This window comes from Candidatus Sulfidibacterium hydrothermale (assembly GCF_020149915.1).
In the GTDB taxonomy this organism is placed as follows: Bacteria; Bacteroidota; Bacteroidia; order Bacteroidales; family F082; genus Sulfidibacterium; species Sulfidibacterium hydrothermale.
The window spans coordinates 442,024-462,236 of the sequence record NZ_CP083760.1; the positions used below are offsets into that span (position 1 = coordinate 442,024).

The following is a 20,213-nucleotide window of genomic DNA, read 5'->3' on the forward strand; positions in this document are numbered from 1 at the left end:
AAAAGGGAAAAAGATGAAAAAATATTCAAATGGAAACGGAGAATCACAGGTTCCGAATATTATTTCGCTCGGGACAAAGGTAACCGGCGAAATTGAATCGGATGGAGATGTTCGTATTGACGGTTTCCTTACGGGGAAAATTCATGCCAAAGGAAAAGTGGTTATTGGTAAAGATGGCGTGGTAGATGGTGAGATTTATTGTAAAAATACCGATATATCCGGTAAAGTAAATGCTACCATGGAAGTAAAAGAAGTAACGGTTTTAAAAGCCACAGCTGTTTTTACCGGAAAAATTACCACATCTAAAATATCTATCGAAACCGGAGCGCTTTTTACAGGCGAATGTGTGATGTCCGGAACAGGAACTGCCAAGGCAAAAAATGAAACAAAAAAAGGATAAAAAAGACGCTTTGAAAGCCTATGCCGTATATTCGGCACTCGGTATGCAAATGGCCGTGATTGTGGTAGCCGGTGCTTTTGGCGGCCGGGCACTGGATAAATGGGGCCAGTGGCATTTTCCGGTGTTTACCGTGGTGCTGACCCTGCTGTCGATCGTCCTTTCTATTCTTTACGGAATGCGTGAATTTTTTAAACAGGATAAAAAAAGAGATGAATAAACTGATTTTAACTTATACTCTCCGGTTAGCCGTAATGACGGTTATGCTGGGAATACTCACCTTTGCATTTGTACGGATATTTCGAACGATTCCGGTAACCCCGGCCTATGTTTTTGTTCTTGGCTTTTTGTTCGTTTTTTCGTGGCTTGCTTTTTATACTACTGCCAAAAGCATGCAAAAAAGAATCAGCCGTTTTGCTAATACCTACATGGTGATCAATTTTCTGAAACTGCTCATCTTCTCTTTGTTTTTGTTGGCTTATGCTTATCTGAACCGCGATGATGCTGCTCCGTTTATTATTACGTTTTTTGTCTATTATATTTTTTACACGGTATTGGAAGTGATCGGACTGAAAGAGTTAAACAGTCGAAATAAAAAAGAATCCGAAAACGGAAAAAAAGAATTTTAATGGTTTGATTTAACCAATAACAAGATATTTGTATCTTTGTCGTGTAAAAAGACCCCTTCGTTTGGTTTGGGGTCTTTTATATTTTTAATCGTTGAAACTAAAAACATTACGTCATGGCAGAATCAAGATATTATACTGAAGAAGGACTAAAAAAATTGAAAGACGAGCTGGATTATCTCACCAGTGTGGAACGCCGGAAAATTTCAGAGGCTATTGCCGAAGCCCGGGATAAAGGTGACCTTTCCGAAAATGCCGAATACGATGCTGCCAAAGAAGCACAGGGGATGCTGGAGATGAAAATAGCCAAACTCCAGGAAATTATTGCCCATGCCCGTATTATTGACGAATCAAAAATGGACAGCTCTAAAGTGCTGATTCTTTCTAAAGTAAAAATTAAAAACCTGAAAAACGGCGCTACCATGTCTTATACACTGGTTCCTGAAAAAGAAGCTGATCTGAAAAGCGGGAAAATTTCAGTGAATTCTCCTATTGCCAAAGGATTACTCGGAAAGTCGGTAGGCGATGTGGTGGAAATTAAAGTGCCGGCCGGAAATATCCAGTTCGAGATCATCGAAATATCGAGATAAACTTTTTTCTTTCGGTTTTTGATTCATTTTTCAAGCCGAACAAATGCTCGTTCGCATTGCTCCGCAGGAGTGCGCCAGAGGTGTTTTCAATCCTCACGGTACAAACCGTGAACTAAGATTTGTTTTTGGGAATTTGATAACCCGGAGCTTGAGATTTATGGCTCTCCATCCACTTTTCAGGCCGGACCCGGCGTGAAAAGATACGGCCTGCAAGAATAATCCAAGCGGAGAATGTCCGAATCAATGGGAAGAATTTGTGCCGGAACATTCCGGGTTTATTGCCATACTCTTTTTATCTTTGTGAAAGAGTGAAATAAAAGCTAAACCCATGAAACGAATCTTTACTTTTCTTTTTGTTGTGTTGTTCTCTGCCGGCGTATTGGCACAAAAAAACAATTCAACAGCACAGCGCCTGGCCTGGTTTAAAAATGCCAAACTGGGGATATTTATCCACTGGGGGATTTATTCGGTGGACGGGATTACCGCCAGCTGGCCCATGAAATGGAAAAAAATGAGCTGGGAAGATTACATGAAACAGTCGACCGGATTTACGGCTAAGAATTACCATCCTGACCAGTGGGCGCAACTGTTTAAAGAAGCCGGAGCCCGTTATGCGGTGCTTACCACCAAACATCACGATGGATTTGCGCTTTGGCCTACCCGGTATAGCAAGCTGAACTGTGTAGATCATTCACCGGCCAAGAGAGATTTAATCGGTCCGTATGCGGAAGCCATGCGTAAGGCAGGAATTAAAGTCGGTTTTTATTTTTCGCTACTCGACTGGTCTAATAAAGATTATCATGTAGATTTTCCCCGGCCTGAAAAAACGTTGAAAAAGCTGTATCCGCAGCCGGCCTGGGAAAAACACCTGAATGCACATCAACGTTTTTTGCGGTTTATGTTTGGCCAGCTTTCCGAATTATCGCACCGGTATCATCCTGATCTGTTTTGGTTCGATGGCGACTGGGAACATCCGGCAGAGTGGTGGCAGGCACAATCGTTGAAAGATTCGTTACTGACCTGGGACAAGAAAGTAGTTGTCAATGGCCGGTTGCGGGGTTATGGCGATTATCAAACTCCGGAGCAGGGTATTCCGACCACGCCGCCCAAAGGTCCCTGGGAATTCTGCATGACCATTAACGACCATTGGGGTTATGTTCCGTCGGATACGAATTATAAACCGGCAGCCCAAATTATCCGGACATTTGTGAAAATTATTTCCGAAGGTGGAAATCTCCTGTTGGATGTGGGGCCTAAACCTGACGGAACGATTGACAGTGCCGATGTCCGGATTCTGAAAACACTGGGTGCCTGGATTCGCCGGAACAAAGAGGCGGTTTACGGTAGCACCGCCGGATTACCGCCTGGTCATTTTTATGGTCCTACGTTACTTTCAAAAGATAAAAAGACGTTGTATCTGGCGTTGTTCGGTCAGCCGAAAGATTATATCGGGTTAGCCGGTGTGAGAAATAAAATTTTGAATATCAGAGTGCTCGGTACGGATAAAACATTAAAATGGGTGCGTAATGGCGGGGCCAAGTGGAAAAATATTCCCGGATTACTTCGTATTGAAGCACCTTCTTCCAAAGATCTTGATCCATACGTAACGATCCTTGCTGTGGATTTGGAAGGGCCTATTGATATTTATCAATAGGAATTCTCTCCGCTGTACATTTTCGGTTCGTATCACCTACTTTTAGCTTGAGCCAAAAGCTGAAAAGAGTGCTGATCCATACAAAACAAATAATCCGGGCGAAGCGTCCGGATTATTTGTGGTTGTTTTTGGCTTAAGAATAATGGAAGCTGCTTCCGTCCAGAAATTCGCGAAGAATAGAGGTGGGGGGAATTTCCCTTGCATTGATAGGAACAAGGTATGAGAGGAATTTGAGCAGCCGGCGGGCTTCAGAATATTCCGGAACATTCGGCGGTACTTCGCGTAACAATGGTTCGGCCCAACGTTTTAAAACCCCCAATTCAAAAACAAGGGCCGTGTTAAACATAATGTCGGCTTCTTCCTGATAAGGGAAAATATGTTTTTCTTCTCCTTTCCGTACGCTGGGCCAGCGTTGTAAAGTTTCCAGTGCCGAATATCCTCTGTACTTTGAATCGCGTACCATGCGGCGTATCAGCCGGTTGTCGGTAGTGGGAATCCGGTTGTTGGCATCAATGCTCAGTGGCGTTAAAGCAGAAACATATACCTTGAATTTGCGGTCTTTTGGAATCATCGCCGAAATTTCCGGATTTAATCCATGAATACCTTCTACCACAATGATGCTGTTCTTTTCCATTTTCAGTTTGGTACCATCGTAATACCGTTTTCCTTCCTGGAAAGAAAATTTGGGAAGATCGATTTCTTTTCCGGCCAGCAGATCCAATATATTTTGATTGAAGAGCTTGATATCCAGCGCATGCGGACTTTCAAAATCATAATTTCCGTTTTCATCACGCGGGGTGAGTTCGCGATCCACAAAATAGTTGTCCATGGAAATAACTACCGGTTGAAAACCAATAACTTTTAATTGTATTCCCAACCGTTTGGCAAAAGTGGTTTTCCCCGATGATGACGGGCCGGAAATAAAGACCACACGGGCGGTTTCCCTTTTTTGAATCATGTCGGCAATGCAGGCCAGTTTTTTCTCTTGTAAAGCTTCTGATACTTTGATAATATCGCCGATTTTCCGTTCCAGTGTTAGCTCGTTCAGCCTGCCTACATAAGGAACTCCGATAATCTCCACCCACTCTTTGAATTCCTGGAAAATATCAAACAGTTTGTTTTGAATAATGATTTCTTCCAGCTCATCCGGGTTGTCTTTTTTAGGCAAAACCAGCAACATCCCTTTGTAATATTTAACCAGAGAAAACTTCTTCAGATAACCGGTTGAAGGGACCAGATAACCGTAAAAATAGTTGATTACATCATCGAGCTTATACACTGAACTGTAAAACTGTTTGCGGGTACGCATCAGTGTGCATTTATCTTCCAGCCCAAACTCTTCGAAGATCCGTAAAGCAATCTCTGTTCGTAATTCTTCCCGTTCAAACGGAATATCCTGTTCGATGATTTCACGCATCCGTTGATGGAGTTTGTCCACCACTTCTTCGTGATTTCCATTGACAGAAAGTCCTTCCAGCTCACAATATAATCCTTTTGAAACGGTATGTTCGATTTTTAATTTGTAATTAGGATACAAGTCGACCACAGCTTTAAAAAGGACCATGGAGAGCGAACGGGTGTACATGCGTTGTCCGTCCGGATGGCTATAACCGATAAACCGGACGGTTTTAGGTTTGTAAATCAGATAATCCAACTCTTTCAGCGTATTGTTGACCATGGCACCAAGGATGTCTTCTCCGATATCCACTTTCTGGTCTTCAATGATATCGCTTAAGGTTGTCCCGAAAGGATATTTTTTTTCCGTTTTGGTGTTTTCGCAATAAACGGTAAACTCTTTTAATTTTTTCATTTGTTTTCAATTTTTATTTTGCGGTCCGTAGACCGGTTCCCGACAGGGTAAAATTTCACCGGTAGATGAAATGACTCACCATCAGGGATAATTTATTATGTCTTCTTTTGAAGAGGTTAAAAAGCAAAAGTAGAGAAATTTACTGTAAAGGATGCCAATTTTTGTTTGTTCTGTTACAGGTTTTGGTTTTTTTAACGTTTCTTGCAAAGGGTTAACTTTCTTATGGATATCTGATTTAAATGCCGTTTTGTTTTTTCGGAAAATCGTCTGTAAAAAAGGCTGTTTCAGAGGTATTATTATTTTCGGTAACTTTGCTAAGGAATAAAAAAACGGAAGTCTGTGGGATTTCCGGAATCCGGAAAACAAAAATTTCGGGAGCACATGAGCATCCCTGAAATGGAGAAAATCTGTAACAAACAAAATTTATTTGTATGAAAAAGTTGTTTATTATTTTTCTGTTCACATTGCCCTTTTTTATCGGTTGTTCTTCGAACAATAACAGCCGTGCCGTTCAAAACATTCAAGTCGTGGAAAAATATGTTCAATCGGTTGAAAACCTTGATTATAAGACCATGGCTTCGTTGTTGGATGATCATTATTGGGGCTATGGCCCGGCATACGGCGATTCCATTAATAAGCAGCAGGCACTGAAACAATGGAAGTACAATGTAGAGCATCTGTACAAAAGTATCCATTACAATAAATCGCGGAGTGTGGCCATGACCATAAAAGACGGTGTTAATTACGGTGACTGGGTTTCTAACTGGGGAGAACTGCACATTGTTTTCAAAGACGGCAAGACTGTCAATTTATGGGCCAACACCATTTATAAAGTCAAAAACGGGAAAATCGTTAAGAGTTATACTTTTTACGATGAAGCAGATGCTTTACAGCAGTTGGGATATGTTTTTGTTAATCCGGCTGATCTGTAAATTCTATTTTTAATTTGTAAATCAAAATATTTTCCATTATGAAAAACATAAAATATATTTTACCGGCTTTTTTCTTTTTGATTGGTTTTTCTTCTCTTAAAGCACAAAATAAAGCCGCCAACAACACCATAGCAAAAGGCTTGGGGCTGTATGTTTTTCCGTCAAAAGGGCAGGACAAAGACCGGCAGGAATTAGATGAATATAAATGTTACAAATGGGCCAAAGAACAAACCGGTGTTGATCCGATAAATCCTCCCAAAGTGCAGGCTAAACAAGCCGATCGTTCGCCAGATGGAACGGCTGTGGTTGGAGCAGCCGGGGGCGCTGCTGCCGGAGCCGCTATTGGCGCTATCGCTGGTGATGCCGGAAAAGGAGCAGCCATCGGCGCTATTTTGGGCGGCCTGCGGGGCAGAAGAGCCAAAGTAGTTGGCGACCAGATGGAACAACATCATTATAACCAGCAGGCAGCAGCCAAAGAAAAGGCACTGATGGATAGCTTTAAAAAGGCTTTTTCTGCCTGTATGGAAGGAAAAGGTTATACCGTGAAATAAAAGCTGTTTTTGCAGAAATAAAAAAATCAGATGCTTTTTGCACCTGATTTTTTTATGCCAAATTGTGTTATTAATGTCAAAATGGTTACGGAAAAGCCCGCTCTTTTTGGTTCATCATTCTCAATAACCAGAGTTTGAAATGGCAAAGTGGGAAATCCCAAAAAACAAAAAAGCAAATGACAAAAAATCTCAAATCCCCAAAACCAACCGGTATGTCCTGCTGAGCAACGCGAAGCATCTCGTTTAACAGCCTCTTTCATCGTTTGAGCATCCGCTCGGACGATGAATTATCACCGAAGATGTAGTGTAATGGAGTCCCGTAGGGACGACTTATTATCATTGACGCTGAATTTATTCAGATGCCAGTGTTCAACCCCTTCGGGGTTATGATTTTCTGATGGGTTTATTTCCCTGCACTTCGTACAGGGTTATTCTGGTTTAATCCCTTCGGGATTAGTTATAAGCACGAGATAAATACCTGGCTAACTTTGAGTATTTCACACTTTAAACTTTAAGTACTTCAAGTGCCTAAAGTTAGAAGTGCCTAAAGTGGGAAATCCTAAAAAACAAAAGAACAAATGACAACTTCAAAAGCCAATCGTTTTGTCATGTTGAACGCAGTGAAACATCTCTATTAACAACTGTATTATTTATGAGATCCTTCACTTCGTTCAGGATGACAGCAAAAACACGGTAAAATATTGATGATCAACGATTAAATATCCGTCGATTATTGTTCGTCCTTCCCAATGGCCAATGACTAATGACCAAGTTTGAAATCCTAAAAAACAAAAGAGCAAATGACAACTCCAAAAGCCAACTGTTTTGTCATGTTGAACGCAGTGAAACATCTCTATTAACGGCTGTAATTATTTTTGAGATCCTTCACTTCGCTACGCTTCGTTCAGGATGGCAGCAAAAACACGACTAAAACACTAAAAATCAACCAATCACTAATGACCAGTGACTTTTTCCTATTCACCGGTTATCATTCTACACTCATCATTCATCCTTTCCCAATGACCCTTTTCCACCAAAAGATAAAACATCAAACATCCTTCCATCGAACATCCACACATCCTCCATCCTTCCATCTCCACATCGAAAATCCTCCATCCTCACATCCAAACATCCTTAGTTGTTTACTTTCACGGTTCCACCCCCCATTGTGGCTTGTATCGAATGGTCGTACATAGCCTGACAACTTACCGGCGGAAGGAAGAAGGTTCCGGGATAGGAAGCATTCAACAAAATGTAAAAATGTTTTTTGCTTTTGTAATCCAAAGAGAAGAAAATGTTTACACGATCGTCACGAATATCGAGATAATCGTATGACGAAGAGTGCAGATTATTGCCTACATCCAGCATGCGGGTATTTAAAATTTCCCATCCCGAAGGAACTACAAAGGTCAACGCCATATTTTTTACATTTCTCAGGGTAGGATTAAAAACATCCACTTTAGCATAAAAATCTTTTCCTTGTTTCAGGTCTTCAGGAGAAATGGCATGTCCGTTCATGTCATAATAAGTCACCTTTAGCCGCAGGTTTTGCTGCTCATTGACTATTTTCCCGGGCAATGGAATTCCGGATGTTTCCACATTTAAAAACAGGGTTTGTTGTGATGTATTTTGAACAGACAGCGTTTTCCCCGGTTGCGGCGTCAGCGTTTTCAGATAAACCGGTTTTTCACTTTGTGCAGTGGCTTTGGTGTTCCCGTATTTCCATTTGAAAGTAAAGGATTGTTCACCGGACTGGTTTCCGGCAAAAAGCGCTACGGCATACAGCGCGTAAGCCGTGGTTTGTGTGCTCATCCACTGGTCGCTGCCCAATGCTCCGGCAATATCGGTAAACAGTGGAAAAGCCTTGGTTTTGTTTCCGGTTAAAAGCCAGGTTTCCAAGGCCAGTGCTTCATTACGAACCGTAGAACCAAAACTGATATCCCAATCGTTGGTTTCTTCCTTTGGTGAATTTTTTACCTGCTGTAAAAGCATTTTGGCTGCATTTTGTTCATTCAGTAAAGCATACGCTGCAGCAAGTCGTAAAAGAGCTGCCGAAGAGAGGTGTTGCATCCCGCGCATCCGGTTCATGGCACTCATCGCCGGCTTTCCGGCCAATGCCAGTGTATAAAGACGGTAAGCCTGATTGAGATCATCGATATACCGGCCATACCGGTTTGTTTTTCCGCTCCATTCGTTGGCTGTTTTTTGCTGGTACAGGATCCATCGGTTCAGCATTTCGGCCGGAACATAATATCCGTTTTCTTTGGCCAAAAGCAGATAGTTTCCGGCATAACTGGTGCCCCAGTCACTGATGGTGGTTCCGCCCGGCCAGTAGGGGAATCCGCCGTTATAGGCCTGCATTTCCAGTAGCTGTTGAATTGCGTGATTCTCATCCTTTTCAATTTTGCTTTGCTGGTTGCCCGAAAGCTGGGTGAGCCGGTTCAGGTACAGCTGAACAAAAGCCGATGACACCGTTTGTTCGATACAACCATACGGATACTGAATCAGGTACTGTAACCGTTTTTCCAGATTTACCGGCGGAATTTTTGAAACGGTAAAAGCCATCTTCCCGGCAGAAGTCCCGGGAACAAGATCCGGTTTTGTCCGGACGGTTTGTCCGGCATCCAGCGAATAGTTTTTGGTATGATATACCCGCTTGTTGGGATTCCGAACAGGAACGGTTACGGTATAAGATGCTTTTTCATTTCCTGAACTTACCCGGATCATTACTTTCCCCGTTCCGGTTTGGGAATTTACTTTTACCCGTACCAAGGCTATTTTCTGACCGGGTTGCTGAAAATCAACAATTTGTTCTTTGGGTTGTATGGAAAATAAAGCATTTCCGGAAACCTGCAGTTTTACCTTTTGAACCGATTTTTCCAGTGCAAAGATGGTCACCGGCAAGTTCATGGTTTCTCCGGGCTGAAGTGCACGCGGCATGGAAGCCAATACCATGAGCGGTTGTTTTACTTTGACGGTTTTTTCTGTTTTGCCATAGGCTCCCCGGCCATTTCCGGCTATGACCATAACCCGTACAGCTCCCATGTAATTGGGCATCTTCAGCTTGTGGGTTTGCCCTCTGCTGCCTTTTGGCAAAGTAAAAGGTCCCAGAAATGTAACCACCGGATGGAAACGGTTGAGCTTTTTACGTCCCAATTCGCGCACAGAATTTCCCCCGCCGATGGCAAAAACCTGAGAAAGCCGGATGCCGTAGGCCCCGATAACATCGTTATAATAATCCCAGGTATTCACGGCCAGTGCTTCTTTCCGGTAAAAATAATCGTGTAACGACGGGGTTTTAAAATGCGTTAGGTCCAATAAACCTTCGTCTACAACAGCCAGTACATACGTCATTTTACGATGACGGGCTTCACTTACTGTAATTTGATATGGCTGATCCGGCTTGAGCTTGTCGGGCATGCTGATTTTTGGATAAAGAAAAGTTTTCGGATCTTCCACTTTTATCGGAATGACGCCGTAAGCACGGATAGGCAAATCATTTTGTGTTTGCAGATGAGGTTGTATTACCGAAACATAAATATAAATGTTGGGCGTCATTGCTTTGGTCACCTTAAACCGGATGGAAGTTTGGGTACTCACGGCATCTTTCCACCATGTTTTTAAAATCCGGTTGTTTTTTTCCATGCTGACAAGCACCCGCGAACCTTTAGGAGTGGGGAAACTGACTACCGCTTCGTCGCCGGGATGATAAACCGGTTTGTCGGCTGAGAGGCTTAGTAAAGTAGCATCACCCTGTGAACGGTTTTTCCGGCCATAAGAAGAAGGCCAGTCAAAATAAACGATGGTTCCGGTGCTATGCCCTCCTTTCAGGTCGGAAACCCGGATATAATAGCGGCCCCATTGCGGATAATTTACCCGGAAGGTAAAGCTTCCTGTTCCGTTACTGGTATGAATTATCTTACTGGTTATCCGGCTCTTGTAGTTCCGGCTGATATAAGAGGCCAAATTACTGTTGTTGCTGTTGTACCACCAGCTCCAGTCTAATTTATAAATTTCCACTTTCAGTTTTTTTACCGAAACTTTGTGTCCGGCAAAATCGACAGTCGCTACTTTAAATTTCTGGGGTTTTCCGGTTTCGAGATAGCCGTTGTTTCCCGGTTCGGGAGATGCAATGCCCACAAATGTGCGGAACGGAGCATACAAAAAGCTTTTTTGGTCGATACTAAACCGGCCGCCGGCTTCAAATACTTTAGCTACGAAAGTCAGTCTCAGCATTCCCGGGAGACCGGATTTTTCCGGAAGGTCAATTTTAAACCGGGCTTTCCCTTCATTGTTCAGTTTTCCTTCAAAAACCGGTTCTTCTTCCGGAGAAAAGACCTTTGCCGGATCATCAAAAACATAATTTTTATATCCTTTAAACCGGGTTTTTGTCACGGTCATATTTTCTGTAACGGAAGCTTTCAATCCGGATGCTATTCCTCCGTTTAGCCAAACAGACTGTAAGGTCATATAAGGACTGCTTTCAGGAGTAAACCGGTCTCCGGGTGCGATAAAATTAATTTTCAAACGGTTGGGTAAAACGGTTTCTATTCGCAGGTTTTTCGTAAACCGGTGGTTTCCCACTTTAGCCACAGCCCGCCATATTCCGGTAGGTGCATCTGTTGTAGTAGGGATTTTAAAGACATAAAAACCATTGATTCCCCGGGTCGAAACACGGGTAAAAACTTTTTTATCCCGTGCATTGTAAACCGAGAATTTCACCGGAAAATCAGCGGGTAAGATTTTCTGATTGTCTTGCATGACAAAAGTTAAGAATAGGGTGTCTCCCGGACGCCATACGCCTCTTTCGCCGAAAATCATTCCTTTTAACCCTTTTTCCGTTTTTGTTCCGGAAGTATTGAATTTACTGTACGATAAAGCATCGCCGCCGGTAAGTTTCAAATAAGCAAACTGATTTTTTTGGTGGGCAACGAGCAGAAAAGGTTTCTTGTCGGCAGTTATTTTTGCTTCTCCTTGCCGGTTGGTAACGGCCGAGGCTATTTTTTGGTTTTGATAGGTGTAGAGGGTCAGTTTGACTTTGTTCAGCGGTTTGGCTGAAATCAGATCGCGGGCAAAAATGAGAAAATCATGAGGCCCTGAATTTTTTACCGTTAGTCCGATATTGGTAGCCAGGAAGTTTTTGGTTTTAAAACGGTTGGATGTATAATAAGAAATGTCACACGGATTATCACGGTTCATCCACCGGTAATTTTCCGGATAGTAATAGGAAGAAGCATAATAGGCTGTACTGTCGAAAGAGGTTTCTGCAGTATCGTTTTTACTGCATTCCAATAGGGAATAAGACGGGCGAAAACGCAAACTGATCCGGTAAATGGCGCCCGGATCGGCCTGGACCATTTTACTCAGGTCTATGGCAAAGCTTTTCCATTTATTATCTGCTTTTTCATTCTTATCGGCCAAAACAATGTGATGATGGTAAATGTATTCGCCCACACGACGCAGGGTCCAGTTATCGCCTTCCGACAAATCGTCGTCCTGTAAGAACTGGGGAACATTATTGGCAAAGATTTTAAATACAATTACGTCAACAGCCTGCAGGTTAATGGTTTCAAAAGGAATGATCCATTTTTCTTTTCCGGGAAGAATATTTCCTTTTCCGATAAAACGAACCTGTGGCGGAGCCATTTTGAAATACGGATTCAGAACATAATCCCGAATTAAAGTGTAACCCTGAACACTCCGGATGCTTTTCTTGATGATCAGTTTATGTCTTCCGTTGAGTTGTGTCTTCGGGTAAATATTGACCGTGTTGTCTTTTACACTTAAATCCAGCGGTTTCCCGTCGGCAAAATAAATGAGACCGTTTAAATTTTGCTGAGGTGCAATACGGTCGGAAAAGACAAGTTCAAGATGCAGTTGGGGTTTTTGTATCAGGTTGTATTGCAAAAACATGAATTTCTTTACCGACGGAACCAGATAACTCTTGGTAAGAACGACAGGGGCTCCCAAAGATTTCCCGTTTAAAACGACTTTTATTTTTTGAGGCTGGTCGGTTCGTTCAATGCTGTCCACGGTAACCATAAAGTGACGGTTATTAATTTCCGATATTCGAACCGGCAATGCTTTGTCTGCCTGAAAAGCCGAAAGAGATTTTTTTAGTTTGGCTGCATCAACAAATCCCGAAGCGTAGATGTCACCGGAAACACGGGCGTAAGCTTTCCTGTTTACCTTGAAGGGGGTCATCTGTCGCAGCTGCAGCGATAATTCCAGCGGAAGGGTTTGAATACTAAAGCGGAAAGTTTTCCTGTCGGGATGGTTGAATAATTTGTCCAAATGAAGGGTTACTTCGTATTTTTGGTGAAAAGCCAGTGCTTTTTCCGGCTGAAAAACGATGGTTTTTTCCGATACCCGGTAAATGTTTCCTTTTACTGCCGGTTGAATGGTAATAATGGAGGCAGCTTTTACGGAAGATAAGTCTTTCAGCTTTTCCGGTACCTTGGTAAACGTGATGGTCAGGGCCGCATCGGGCTGAAAATATTTACCGGATGGATAACTGGCAATGAGTTTTTCCTGTACTGATTGGTTTTTTTGGTTGCCACAAGCGGCAAAAAATAAAACGGCAAAAAGAAGTAGAATTCTCTGAGAAAAAGTTTTCATGGGGTTAAATTTATTTTATTCTTTTCTTAGGTTTAAAACAAATATTTCTGTATCTGTGGGACTTTTGAATTGTTTTATCTTTTTTAGAAGAAACAATATATCACAAAGATAAAAAAATAGTCAGGCAAACCAATTTAAAGGAATTTGCTGAAGAAGTTAAAATAAAAAGGTTTCTTTATTTTCCGACTGTTTTTTGGGTATCAAACGGGTATTGAAAGTTGTATGTATCCTGACCGGTATTACTCCTCTATTTTTGCTTTGTCGTATTGATAATCATCAAACTTTACTTTAAACAACAGGGCATAAACAACAGGAACGTACAACAGGATGATAACGGTTCCGAAAGTAAGACCGAAAATAATAGCCAAAGACAAAGGCTGCCATAGCAAGCCGCCACTAATCAACAAGGGTAACATTCCCAGCGAAGTGGTCAGGGTGGTTAAAATTACAGGACGGAATTTATGATTGGCTGCTTTTATAATTGCATCCTGTTCGGAGAGTTCCGGGTTTTCCTCTTTTTCACCCCCGATTCTGTCGATAAGTATGATGGCATTATTGATAACAATACCTGCCAGCGCAATAATTCCCAATATACCGAAGAAGCTGACAAAAGTACCCCCGATATACCATCCGATAACCACACCGATTACTCCGAGAGGAATGGTAGAATAAACAATGAGTGATTTTCTGATGGAATTAAACTGCAATACCAGCAGGATTAAAATAATCCCGAATGAGAGGGGCAACCAATCGACAATTGCTCCCAGGTTCTCGTTTTTATCTTCATCTTCCCCGCCAAACGAATAATTATATCCGGTACCCCAACTTATTTTTTGTTCGTTTAGCCAGCCTTCGATGCTTTTAAATATATCCTTTGCCGAATATCCGCTTTCCAGATAACTGCCCACGGTTGTTGTCCGTTTCAAATCTTTGCGTATGATTTTTGCAAATTGCCAATCAACTACCACTTTGGCAACATGAGAAAGCTGTACATTTTTTCGTGTAACCGGCGAAAAAATATTGTAACTCTCAATTTTTTCAATATCGTATTTATCGCTGTTTTTTGCTTTTACGTAAATAGGTATGCTCTTGTCTTTTTCTCTGAAGTTGTCCACTTTAAACCCAGATAATCCGGCATTTAAAGCCATTGCAATATCCATATTGGTAAGACCTGCCCGCTGTGCTTTGTCTTCGTTGATTTTAACCGTCAGTTTTTTGATTTTCGGGCCCCAGTCGTCTGTTATATTTTTCGTCCCCGGTATTTGTACCAGTTTTTCTTTAACGGCTTTGGCAATAGCCGCTAACTTTTCGGGGTTTTTACCTGAGATACGGATTTCGACCGGCGTACCCGATGCTCCGGCTCCTGTCAGCCGGTTTACACGAATATCCGCATCGGGGAAATTGTTAAAACAGTATTTGTCCAGTTTCCTGATTACATAATCATTATCAAGGTCTCCTGTGGTATTCAGTAGCATGTGTGCATAACTCGATATGGCTTCATTTTTAAAGTATCCTAAATCATAAGGTTCCGGGCCTTCTCCAATAAAAGAAGAGTAATCCAGCACCCCGCGTGATCTGTTTTTAGAAACAATCAAAGAGTCCTGAATATACTTTTCAATTTTGGCAACAGCCGCATCCGTAATTTCAATTTTTGTACCTGTCGGGAATATGACATCAACGGTTACAAGATTACGGTCGCTGTCGGGTACCAGCTTAAACGGTAGAAACGGCATCAAAATAATTGAAAGGATAAACAAAACGAAGATAAGGATGACAAAAGGAACTTGTGCCTTAGTCAATACCCTGACCAATAATTTATTATACCATGCGTTTATCCGGCTCATCATCCGGTCAACAAAGCTCCCTTTTTTTTCTTTCATTTTGATTTTAAACATAATCAAAGCCAGCAGAGGTACGAAGGTAAAGGTCAGAAACCACGAACTGAGAAGAGAGATGGAAACCACGGAAAACAACGGGGATGCCATTTCTCCCATGGGAGTTTCTGCCAGGGCAAATGATAAAAATGCCGCCGATGTGGTGAGTGTTGAAATCAATAGTGGAATCATCAACATCCGGCAGGAATCAACGGCAGCCTTAAATGTTGATTGTCCGCTTTGTACCCGAACCAATATCTGCTCGGCCATAACAATCCCGTTGTCGACAAACAATCCGAGAGAAATAATCAATGCGGCAAGCGATACTTTGTTCAATCCCAAATCGAACAAATGCATAAAAAAGAAAGTGCTCAGAATGACCATCGGAACAAGGGTTGCAACCAACGAACCGGTCCTAAATCCTAAAAAGAACAGCATGACGGTAAGCACAATGATTACCGATTGCAATAAGCTGATTAAGAAATTATTCACCTGTTTATTTACAATATGGTCCTGCGATGCTATCCTGACAAGTTCCACACCAAGCGGTAAAGTTCGGTTGATTTGGGGGATTATTTTATCCACTTCTTTACCCAGCCGGACAATATTGGCTCCTTTTTTTAAGGATATAAACAGAGCAATGGCATTTTTTCCGTTTACACGGACAATATTCTCCTTCGGATGAATATAGTCACTGTATATATTGGCAATATCTCCCAGAAAGATGGTAGACCCGGTACCGGTAGGAATTAATGTTTTTTTCAAGTCTTCGATTGACTGATAACTGCCTGTAGGTTCAAGAATAATTCTTTTTTTACCCACGTTTACCACCCCGGCCGGATACAAAATATTAGTAGAGGAGATAATCCCGGCTAAGCGTTTTACATTCAGGCCGTAACGCGACAGCTGCTGATCGTCAAACGCCACAATGATCCGCTCTTCCTGGACCCCTCCGTATTTGACTTTGGCCGCATCGGGCAAAAGCAGTAACTTATCACGAATTTCTTTGGCATAATCTTCCAGTACGTTATAAGGAACACCATCGCTTTCTACGCCAAGTATAATACCAAAAACGGTTCCTATATCTTTATCTTTAACGATGGGGCCTACAATATTTTTTGGCAACGTTGGTTTGACTTCATTCATTTTATCTTTCAGCTCATCCCAAACCGGTTGCAGTTCATCGCCACTCACATTATCTTTAAGTTGTACAGTGATTACAGACAATCCCGTCCGCGATTCGCTCTCAATACTTTTCACTTCTGCCATCTCCCGGATTGCTTCTTCCAGCTTTTCTGTTACCAGCGATTCTACCTCCGCCGGCGAAGCTCCGGGAAAACGGGTGACAACCGATGCTATACGGATGGTATAAGGGGGCATACTGTCTCTGGAAAGGTCAAAATAGTTGCTTATACCAACAATGCTAACTAAAAGGAGTACGATTATTGCTATACGGTTGTTTTTGAGTGTTATTTCTGTTAAATTCATGTTATTCTTGATAAAATGTATTTTACTGTCTGTGCAATATTACCGTTGATGAAAGCCATGTTGTTTACCCTCTGCATTTACTGGTTTTTCAATAACTTTACTTTTCTGCCGTCATACATAAAATTCAATCCGGCAGTAATAATCGTATCGTTTGTGTTCAGCCCCTTTTTTATTTCATATCCCATCGAAGTCAATTTACCCAGTGTAACGTTTCGGCGTTTTGCCAAGTAAATTCCTTTTGTGTTGCTATGTTTGACTACATAAACAAAATCGCCGTCTTCGTCGTGAGCAACTGCATCGGGCGGTATAACAATTTCAGATCCGTTGTTTTGTCCGAGATCCATTTCAATGGTACAGGCCATTCCGGGCAGTATATCAACATATTTGTCTGTCAGATCAATGATAACAGGATATGTTGAAGCACCACCGGTGCTCCGTGCTATTTCGGAAATAACACCGTTAAATACTTTATCTGGTATTACCGTAAACTTGACTTTTACCTGTTGTCCCAGCTTTATTTTTTTTATCACATTTTCAGGTACTTGTGTTCTTAGCTCTGTCTTCCCGTTCGACGAAAAAATCAGCACTGGTCGGCCTGCGCCGATCATTTCGTTTTCTTTAGCCAGTATTTTTGAGATAGTACCGGTAAAAGGAGCTTTTAGTTTTGTGTATTCCAATTGATTGCGGGCTGCACGCAGCTGCGATTCAGCTGTTTTTAACATGGCTTTGGCCGATTCGTACTGTGCTTTGGCTTTTTCAAAGTCGCTTAATGAAACGTTGTTATTGGCATAAAGTTTTTCTATACGATTAAATGCCGATCTGGCGCTTGATAATTGAATCTCCGCATTCTTTTTAGCCACTTCGGCTTTTTGATAGTTAATGCGATAATCCTCACTGTTCAGATAGGCGATGGTTTTGCCCTTGCGTACTGTTTCCCCAAGTTTGTAAAGGATTTTTTCCAGTGTTCCTCCCACTTTAAAACTGAGTTTTGCCTCATGTTCCGCCTGTGATACTCCTGCAAAGGTACGCTTACCGGATACCGACATTTCAGCAACGGGTTTATAAAAAACCGGACGTATAGCCTCTGTTTTTTCTACTTTTTGTTTGCATGAAACAAGAAAAATCATCGTTAGTGCTACAAGGTAAATTCTTATTTTCTTCATTATTGTTATTGTTTGAAAGCGATACATCTTTTTTGGTTGTTTTTGGATTACGGTTAATTCGTTGTTTTTTTCAGCAAAAAGCGCTCTAATCTTTTTGTATAAGCCATTTGCTCTTCTTCAGGACTTAAGAAAATAAATTTGCCCTGATATCGCTGCACTTGAATAAAGTCCAACACATATTGATAATAGGCGATATTGGCCAGATGTTTTATGCGGGTCATAACATTTTGAGCATCAATTAGCTGTATTGAATTGGCAGCTCCCCTGGAATAGGCATCCTGCACCGTTTTGTAGTTATCTTCTGCTGCTTTTGCCGCATTTTTCGACAATTCGAGCTCAAAGTAGGATGTCCTTAACTTCTGTACGCTTGTTCTGATCCCTACTTCAAGTTGGTTTATTAATTCATCTTTTTGGTTTTTTATTTTGTTCGTTTCTATTACAGACTTTTTTGCTTCTGCCGATGATTTTCCTCCCTGAAATATGGGGATTCTCAAACTAATACCAAGATTATACGTCATATCGTCGGGTGGGGGCGGAACAGGCATATTCGGCGGTTGAATGGTACCGTTTCTTATAAATGCCTGCTCGGCTCCTGCTACCAGCGCCAGTTCAGGAATGTACCATTGCTTTTTGTAAAGCTTGCGTTTTCTGTTTATAATTTCTGCCAAAGCTTGCAGTTGTTGCAACTCAGGAGAATTTGTCTTCATCTCTTCGATGATGAACGAAGCATATTTCTCCGTAAGGTTGGGATTTTTAAAGATCCGGGTTAAGATGTCCTGATTGACCAAAATGGATTTATCTACCGAATCAGGAATGTTGATCGTGTTATCAATTTTGCTGTTGAGCTGCTGATTGATGTTATACATACTGGTTCGGTATGTTGTATAGGCATCATTGAATTTCATTTTGTTAAGATTCAATTCACTCACCCATCTGTTCACATCGGAAATACCGGTTTGTCCTGCTTTCTCTTTTGCTTTAGCCAGTTGCAGATTTTTCATGGTGGCATTAATGTTCTCGTTCTGTATCAGTAAATTGCTTTTAGAGAACAATAAACCTATATATGAACCCGATATCTTTGCAATAATGTCTAAAACGGTTTGGTCGTTATAAAATTTCTTATTGTCCAGCATCAGTTTGTTGATGGCAATATTTGCAATTGCGGATTCTGAAAAAATCACTTGCTTTAATGAGGCGGAACCGGTTAACGTAAAAGCGCCTCTTTGTCCCATAGATGCTTCCACCAAGTTATTGCTAAGCCATACGGTATTTCCGCCAACACTTACTTGCGGTAATATATTCGACTTGGCAATCCGGACATTCTTTTCTGCAATCTCAATATCCTTTTTTGCCATTTTCCCCTGTAGGTTATTTTCAAGTGCATCGGCTATTGCCAAACGGATATTTAATTTTTTTCCTGTCGGAAATTTGGTGGTGTTAAGCAATATGGATTCGTTGAGAAAGCTTGCCTTCGGAAATTTACCGATAACCCGAATACTGGCCATATTGACAATAGGAACCCGTTGGCTATTTACCGATACTGAAAGTTTTGCGGGGTTAGTCCCTTCGTATATTTTCAGTACTCTTAAAGCGATCTGACGGGCTAACCGTTGAAATGTAAACTCCGGACTGAATGTTACTGTAGCGCCCAGGTTTAAGTAGGAAACCCCGCTTACGGCAAGAGTAGGAATGTGTCGGCTGTTTAATTTATGGAATAATTTAGCCATTTCATCTTTGGAAAAACCTTCAAGAGGCAGAACCATTGCCGCATCAGTATTTTTAGGTAATTGCGATAGTACTGAAGCCGTATTGTTGCTAACCGGAATAAGCGAAACATTGATTTGTAAGTTGCTTTGTTTTAAATAATCCGTTATTTCGGGAATTGATTTGATGAATGTTTCCGGTACCAAAACCGCAAGTTCATGTATCTCAAACATCTTAGCGAATCTCACGGCATCATTTTTCAACTGAATAACCGGTTCGATATAAGTATAATTGTTTAACCCGGTTGTGTCGCTTTGTGTGATCGACTTATCAAGCAATCCTTTATCGAGAATATTTGCTGCAATAACCGGTTTAGAAAAAGACTTGTTTTTGGATATTTCAAGCGAAGAGAGGTAACCCAATGTTACAAGTATTGATACTGTAGGGTCCTCTAATAACAACTTGTTGTTTTGTTTTACTTTGGCGATCTCCCCGTTTGCACTCAATTCTTTAAATTTCACATTAACCCCAGGCCCCAACAATGCGGTTATTTCTTCTTTTAAATGGTTATCAAGACGGTTCAGTTCCTCGGTATCGGCATCTTTGCTTATGCCTATAGTTATTGTTTGTTGTGCATATAGCTTTGCAGAAAAGGATATAAGAAATGCTGTTATAATAATGAGTATTCTGTTTTTCATTCGCTTAATGTTTATGATCTGTATATAATTGTCTCAGATATTGTCAGGTTTAATCTAAAACTCCTCCGACCTCGGGACCGGGAGTAAAGCACCTTTCAATTCCCGATT

The 20,213-nt window shown here is 41.5% G+C and carries 13 protein-coding genes; 7 read left to right on the forward strand and 6 right to left on the reverse strand.

The window, feature by feature from the left end; genetic code table 11:
- The first annotated feature begins 13 nt into the window (after positions 1-13).
- From LA303_RS01655 to LA303_RS01675, 5 genes are all read left to right on the forward strand, one after another.
- Positions 14-400, forward strand: coding sequence for a bactofilin family protein (locus tag LA303_RS01655; protein ID WP_240526201.1), 387 nt, complete (start codon positions 14-16; stop codon positions 398-400).
- Positions 381-617, forward strand: coding sequence for an AtpZ/AtpI family protein (locus tag LA303_RS01660; protein ID WP_240526202.1), 237 nt, complete (start codon positions 381-383; stop codon positions 615-617). Before LA303_RS01655 ends, LA303_RS01660 begins: the two co-directional genes overlap by 20 nt.
- Entirely contained in the window at positions 610-1,026 is a 417-nt protein-coding gene (locus tag LA303_RS01665; protein WP_240526203.1) for a hypothetical protein, read from the forward strand. Before LA303_RS01660 ends, LA303_RS01665 begins: the two co-directional genes overlap by 8 nt.
- A 113-nt stretch (positions 1,027-1,139) precedes the next feature.
- Positions 1,140-1,613: a transcription elongation factor GreA gene (gene greA / locus LA303_RS01670; RefSeq protein WP_240526204.1), complete on the forward strand. Its 474-nt coding sequence runs from the start codon at positions 1,140-1,142 to the stop codon at positions 1,611-1,613.
- Between the two features lie 328 nt (positions 1,614-1,941).
- Positions 1,942-3,267 (forward strand): alpha-L-fucosidase, encoded by a 1,326-nt coding sequence (locus LA303_RS01675; RefSeq protein WP_240526205.1) that lies wholly within the window; start codon positions 1,942-1,944, stop codon positions 3,265-3,267.
- A gap of 133 nt (positions 3,268-3,400) precedes the next feature.
- On the opposite strand, the gene LA303_RS01680 is transcribed toward LA303_RS01675, so the two are convergent.
- Entirely contained in the window at positions 3,401-5,077 is a 1,677-nt protein-coding gene (locus tag LA303_RS01680; protein WP_240526206.1) for a nucleoside kinase, read from the reverse strand.
- Between the two features lie 431 nt (positions 5,078-5,508).
- On the opposite strand from LA303_RS01680, the gene LA303_RS01685 reads away from it, so the two are divergent.
- Positions 5,509-6,009 (forward strand): nuclear transport factor 2 family protein, encoded by a 501-nt coding sequence (locus LA303_RS01685; RefSeq protein WP_240526207.1) that lies wholly within the window; start codon positions 5,509-5,511, stop codon positions 6,007-6,009.
- Between the two features lie 38 nt (positions 6,010-6,047).
- Complete coding sequence (locus LA303_RS01690; RefSeq protein WP_240526208.1) at positions 6,048-6,560, forward strand: glycine zipper domain-containing protein; 513 nt, start codon at positions 6,048-6,050, stop codon at positions 6,558-6,560.
- Between the two features lie 26 nt (positions 6,561-6,586).
- Here the strand turns inward: LA303_RS01690 and LA303_RS01695 are convergent, their stop codons facing one another.
- The 5 genes from LA303_RS01695 to LA303_RS01715 form a co-directional block, all read right to left on the reverse strand.
- Positions 6,587-6,820 (reverse strand): hypothetical protein, encoded by a 234-nt coding sequence (locus LA303_RS01695; RefSeq protein WP_240526209.1) that lies wholly within the window; start codon positions 6,818-6,820, stop codon positions 6,587-6,589.
- A gap of 874 nt (positions 6,821-7,694) precedes the next feature.
- A complete protein-coding gene (locus tag LA303_RS01700; protein WP_240526210.1) occupies positions 7,695-13,178 on the reverse strand; it encodes an alpha-2-macroglobulin family protein in 5,484 nt (1,827 codons plus the stop codon).
- Positions 13,179-13,417: 239 nt separating this feature from the next.
- On the reverse strand, positions 13,418-16,540 hold the full coding sequence (locus LA303_RS01705; RefSeq protein WP_240526211.1) for an efflux RND transporter permease subunit: 3,123 nt from the start codon (positions 16,538-16,540) through the stop codon (positions 13,418-13,420).
- A 77-nt stretch (positions 16,541-16,617) separates the two neighbouring features.
- The gene (locus tag LA303_RS01710) at positions 16,618-17,703 is read right to left on the reverse strand and encodes an efflux RND transporter periplasmic adaptor subunit (protein ID WP_240526212.1); all 1,086 of its coding nucleotides are present in this window, start codon (positions 17,701-17,703) and stop codon (positions 16,618-16,620) included.
- 53 nt (positions 17,704-17,756) lie between these two features.
- Positions 17,757-20,105 carry an ABC transporter substrate binding protein gene (locus LA303_RS01715; protein WP_240526213.1) on the reverse strand — a complete coding sequence of 783 codons (2,349 nt, stop codon included), beginning with the start codon at positions 20,103-20,105 and terminating at the stop codon, positions 17,757-17,759.
- Between the last annotated feature and the right edge of the window lie 108 nt (positions 20,106-20,213).

What these genes read in the sequence shown, in the direction of transcription:
- LA303_RS01680 (WP_240526206.1), bottom strand. Translation starts at nt 5,077, where the DNA reads ATGAAAAAATTAAAAGAGTTTACCGTTTATTGCGAAAACACCAAAACG.
- LA303_RS01655 (WP_240526201.1), top strand. Translation starts at nt 14, where the DNA reads ATGAAAAAATATTCAAATGGAAACGGAGAATCACAGGTTCCGAATATT.
- LA303_RS01665 (WP_240526203.1), top strand. Translation starts at nt 610, where the DNA reads ATGAATAAACTGATTTTAACTTATACTCTCCGGTTAGCCGTAATGACG.
- LA303_RS01695 (WP_240526209.1), bottom strand. Translation starts at nt 6,820, where the DNA reads ATGAAAGAGGCTGTTAAACGAGATGCTTCGCGTTGCTCAGCAGGACAT.
- LA303_RS01710 (WP_240526212.1), bottom strand. Translation starts at nt 17,703, where the DNA reads ATGAAGAAAATAAGAATTTACCTTGTAGCACTAACGATGATTTTTCTT.
- greA (WP_240526204.1), top strand. Translation starts at nt 1,140, where the DNA reads ATGGCAGAATCAAGATATTATACTGAAGAAGGACTAAAAAAATTGAAA.
- LA303_RS01675 (WP_240526205.1), top strand. Translation starts at nt 1,942, where the DNA reads ATGAAACGAATCTTTACTTTTCTTTTTGTTGTGTTGTTCTCTGCCGGC.
- LA303_RS01685 (WP_240526207.1), top strand. Translation starts at nt 5,509, where the DNA reads ATGAAAAAGTTGTTTATTATTTTTCTGTTCACATTGCCCTTTTTTATC.
- LA303_RS01660 (WP_240526202.1), top strand. Translation starts at nt 381, where the DNA reads ATGAAACAAAAAAAGGATAAAAAAGACGCTTTGAAAGCCTATGCCGTA.
- LA303_RS01705 (WP_240526211.1), bottom strand. Translation starts at nt 16,540, where the DNA reads ATGAATTTAACAGAAATAACACTCAAAAACAACCGTATAGCAATAATC.
- LA303_RS01690 (WP_240526208.1), top strand. Translation starts at nt 6,048, where the DNA reads ATGAAAAACATAAAATATATTTTACCGGCTTTTTTCTTTTTGATTGGT.
- LA303_RS01700 (WP_240526210.1), bottom strand. Translation starts at nt 13,178, where the DNA reads ATGAAAACTTTTTCTCAGAGAATTCTACTTCTTTTTGCCGTTTTATTT.
- LA303_RS01715 (WP_240526213.1), bottom strand. Translation starts at nt 20,105, where the DNA reads ATGAAAAACAGAATACTCATTATTATAACAGCATTTCTTATATCCTTT.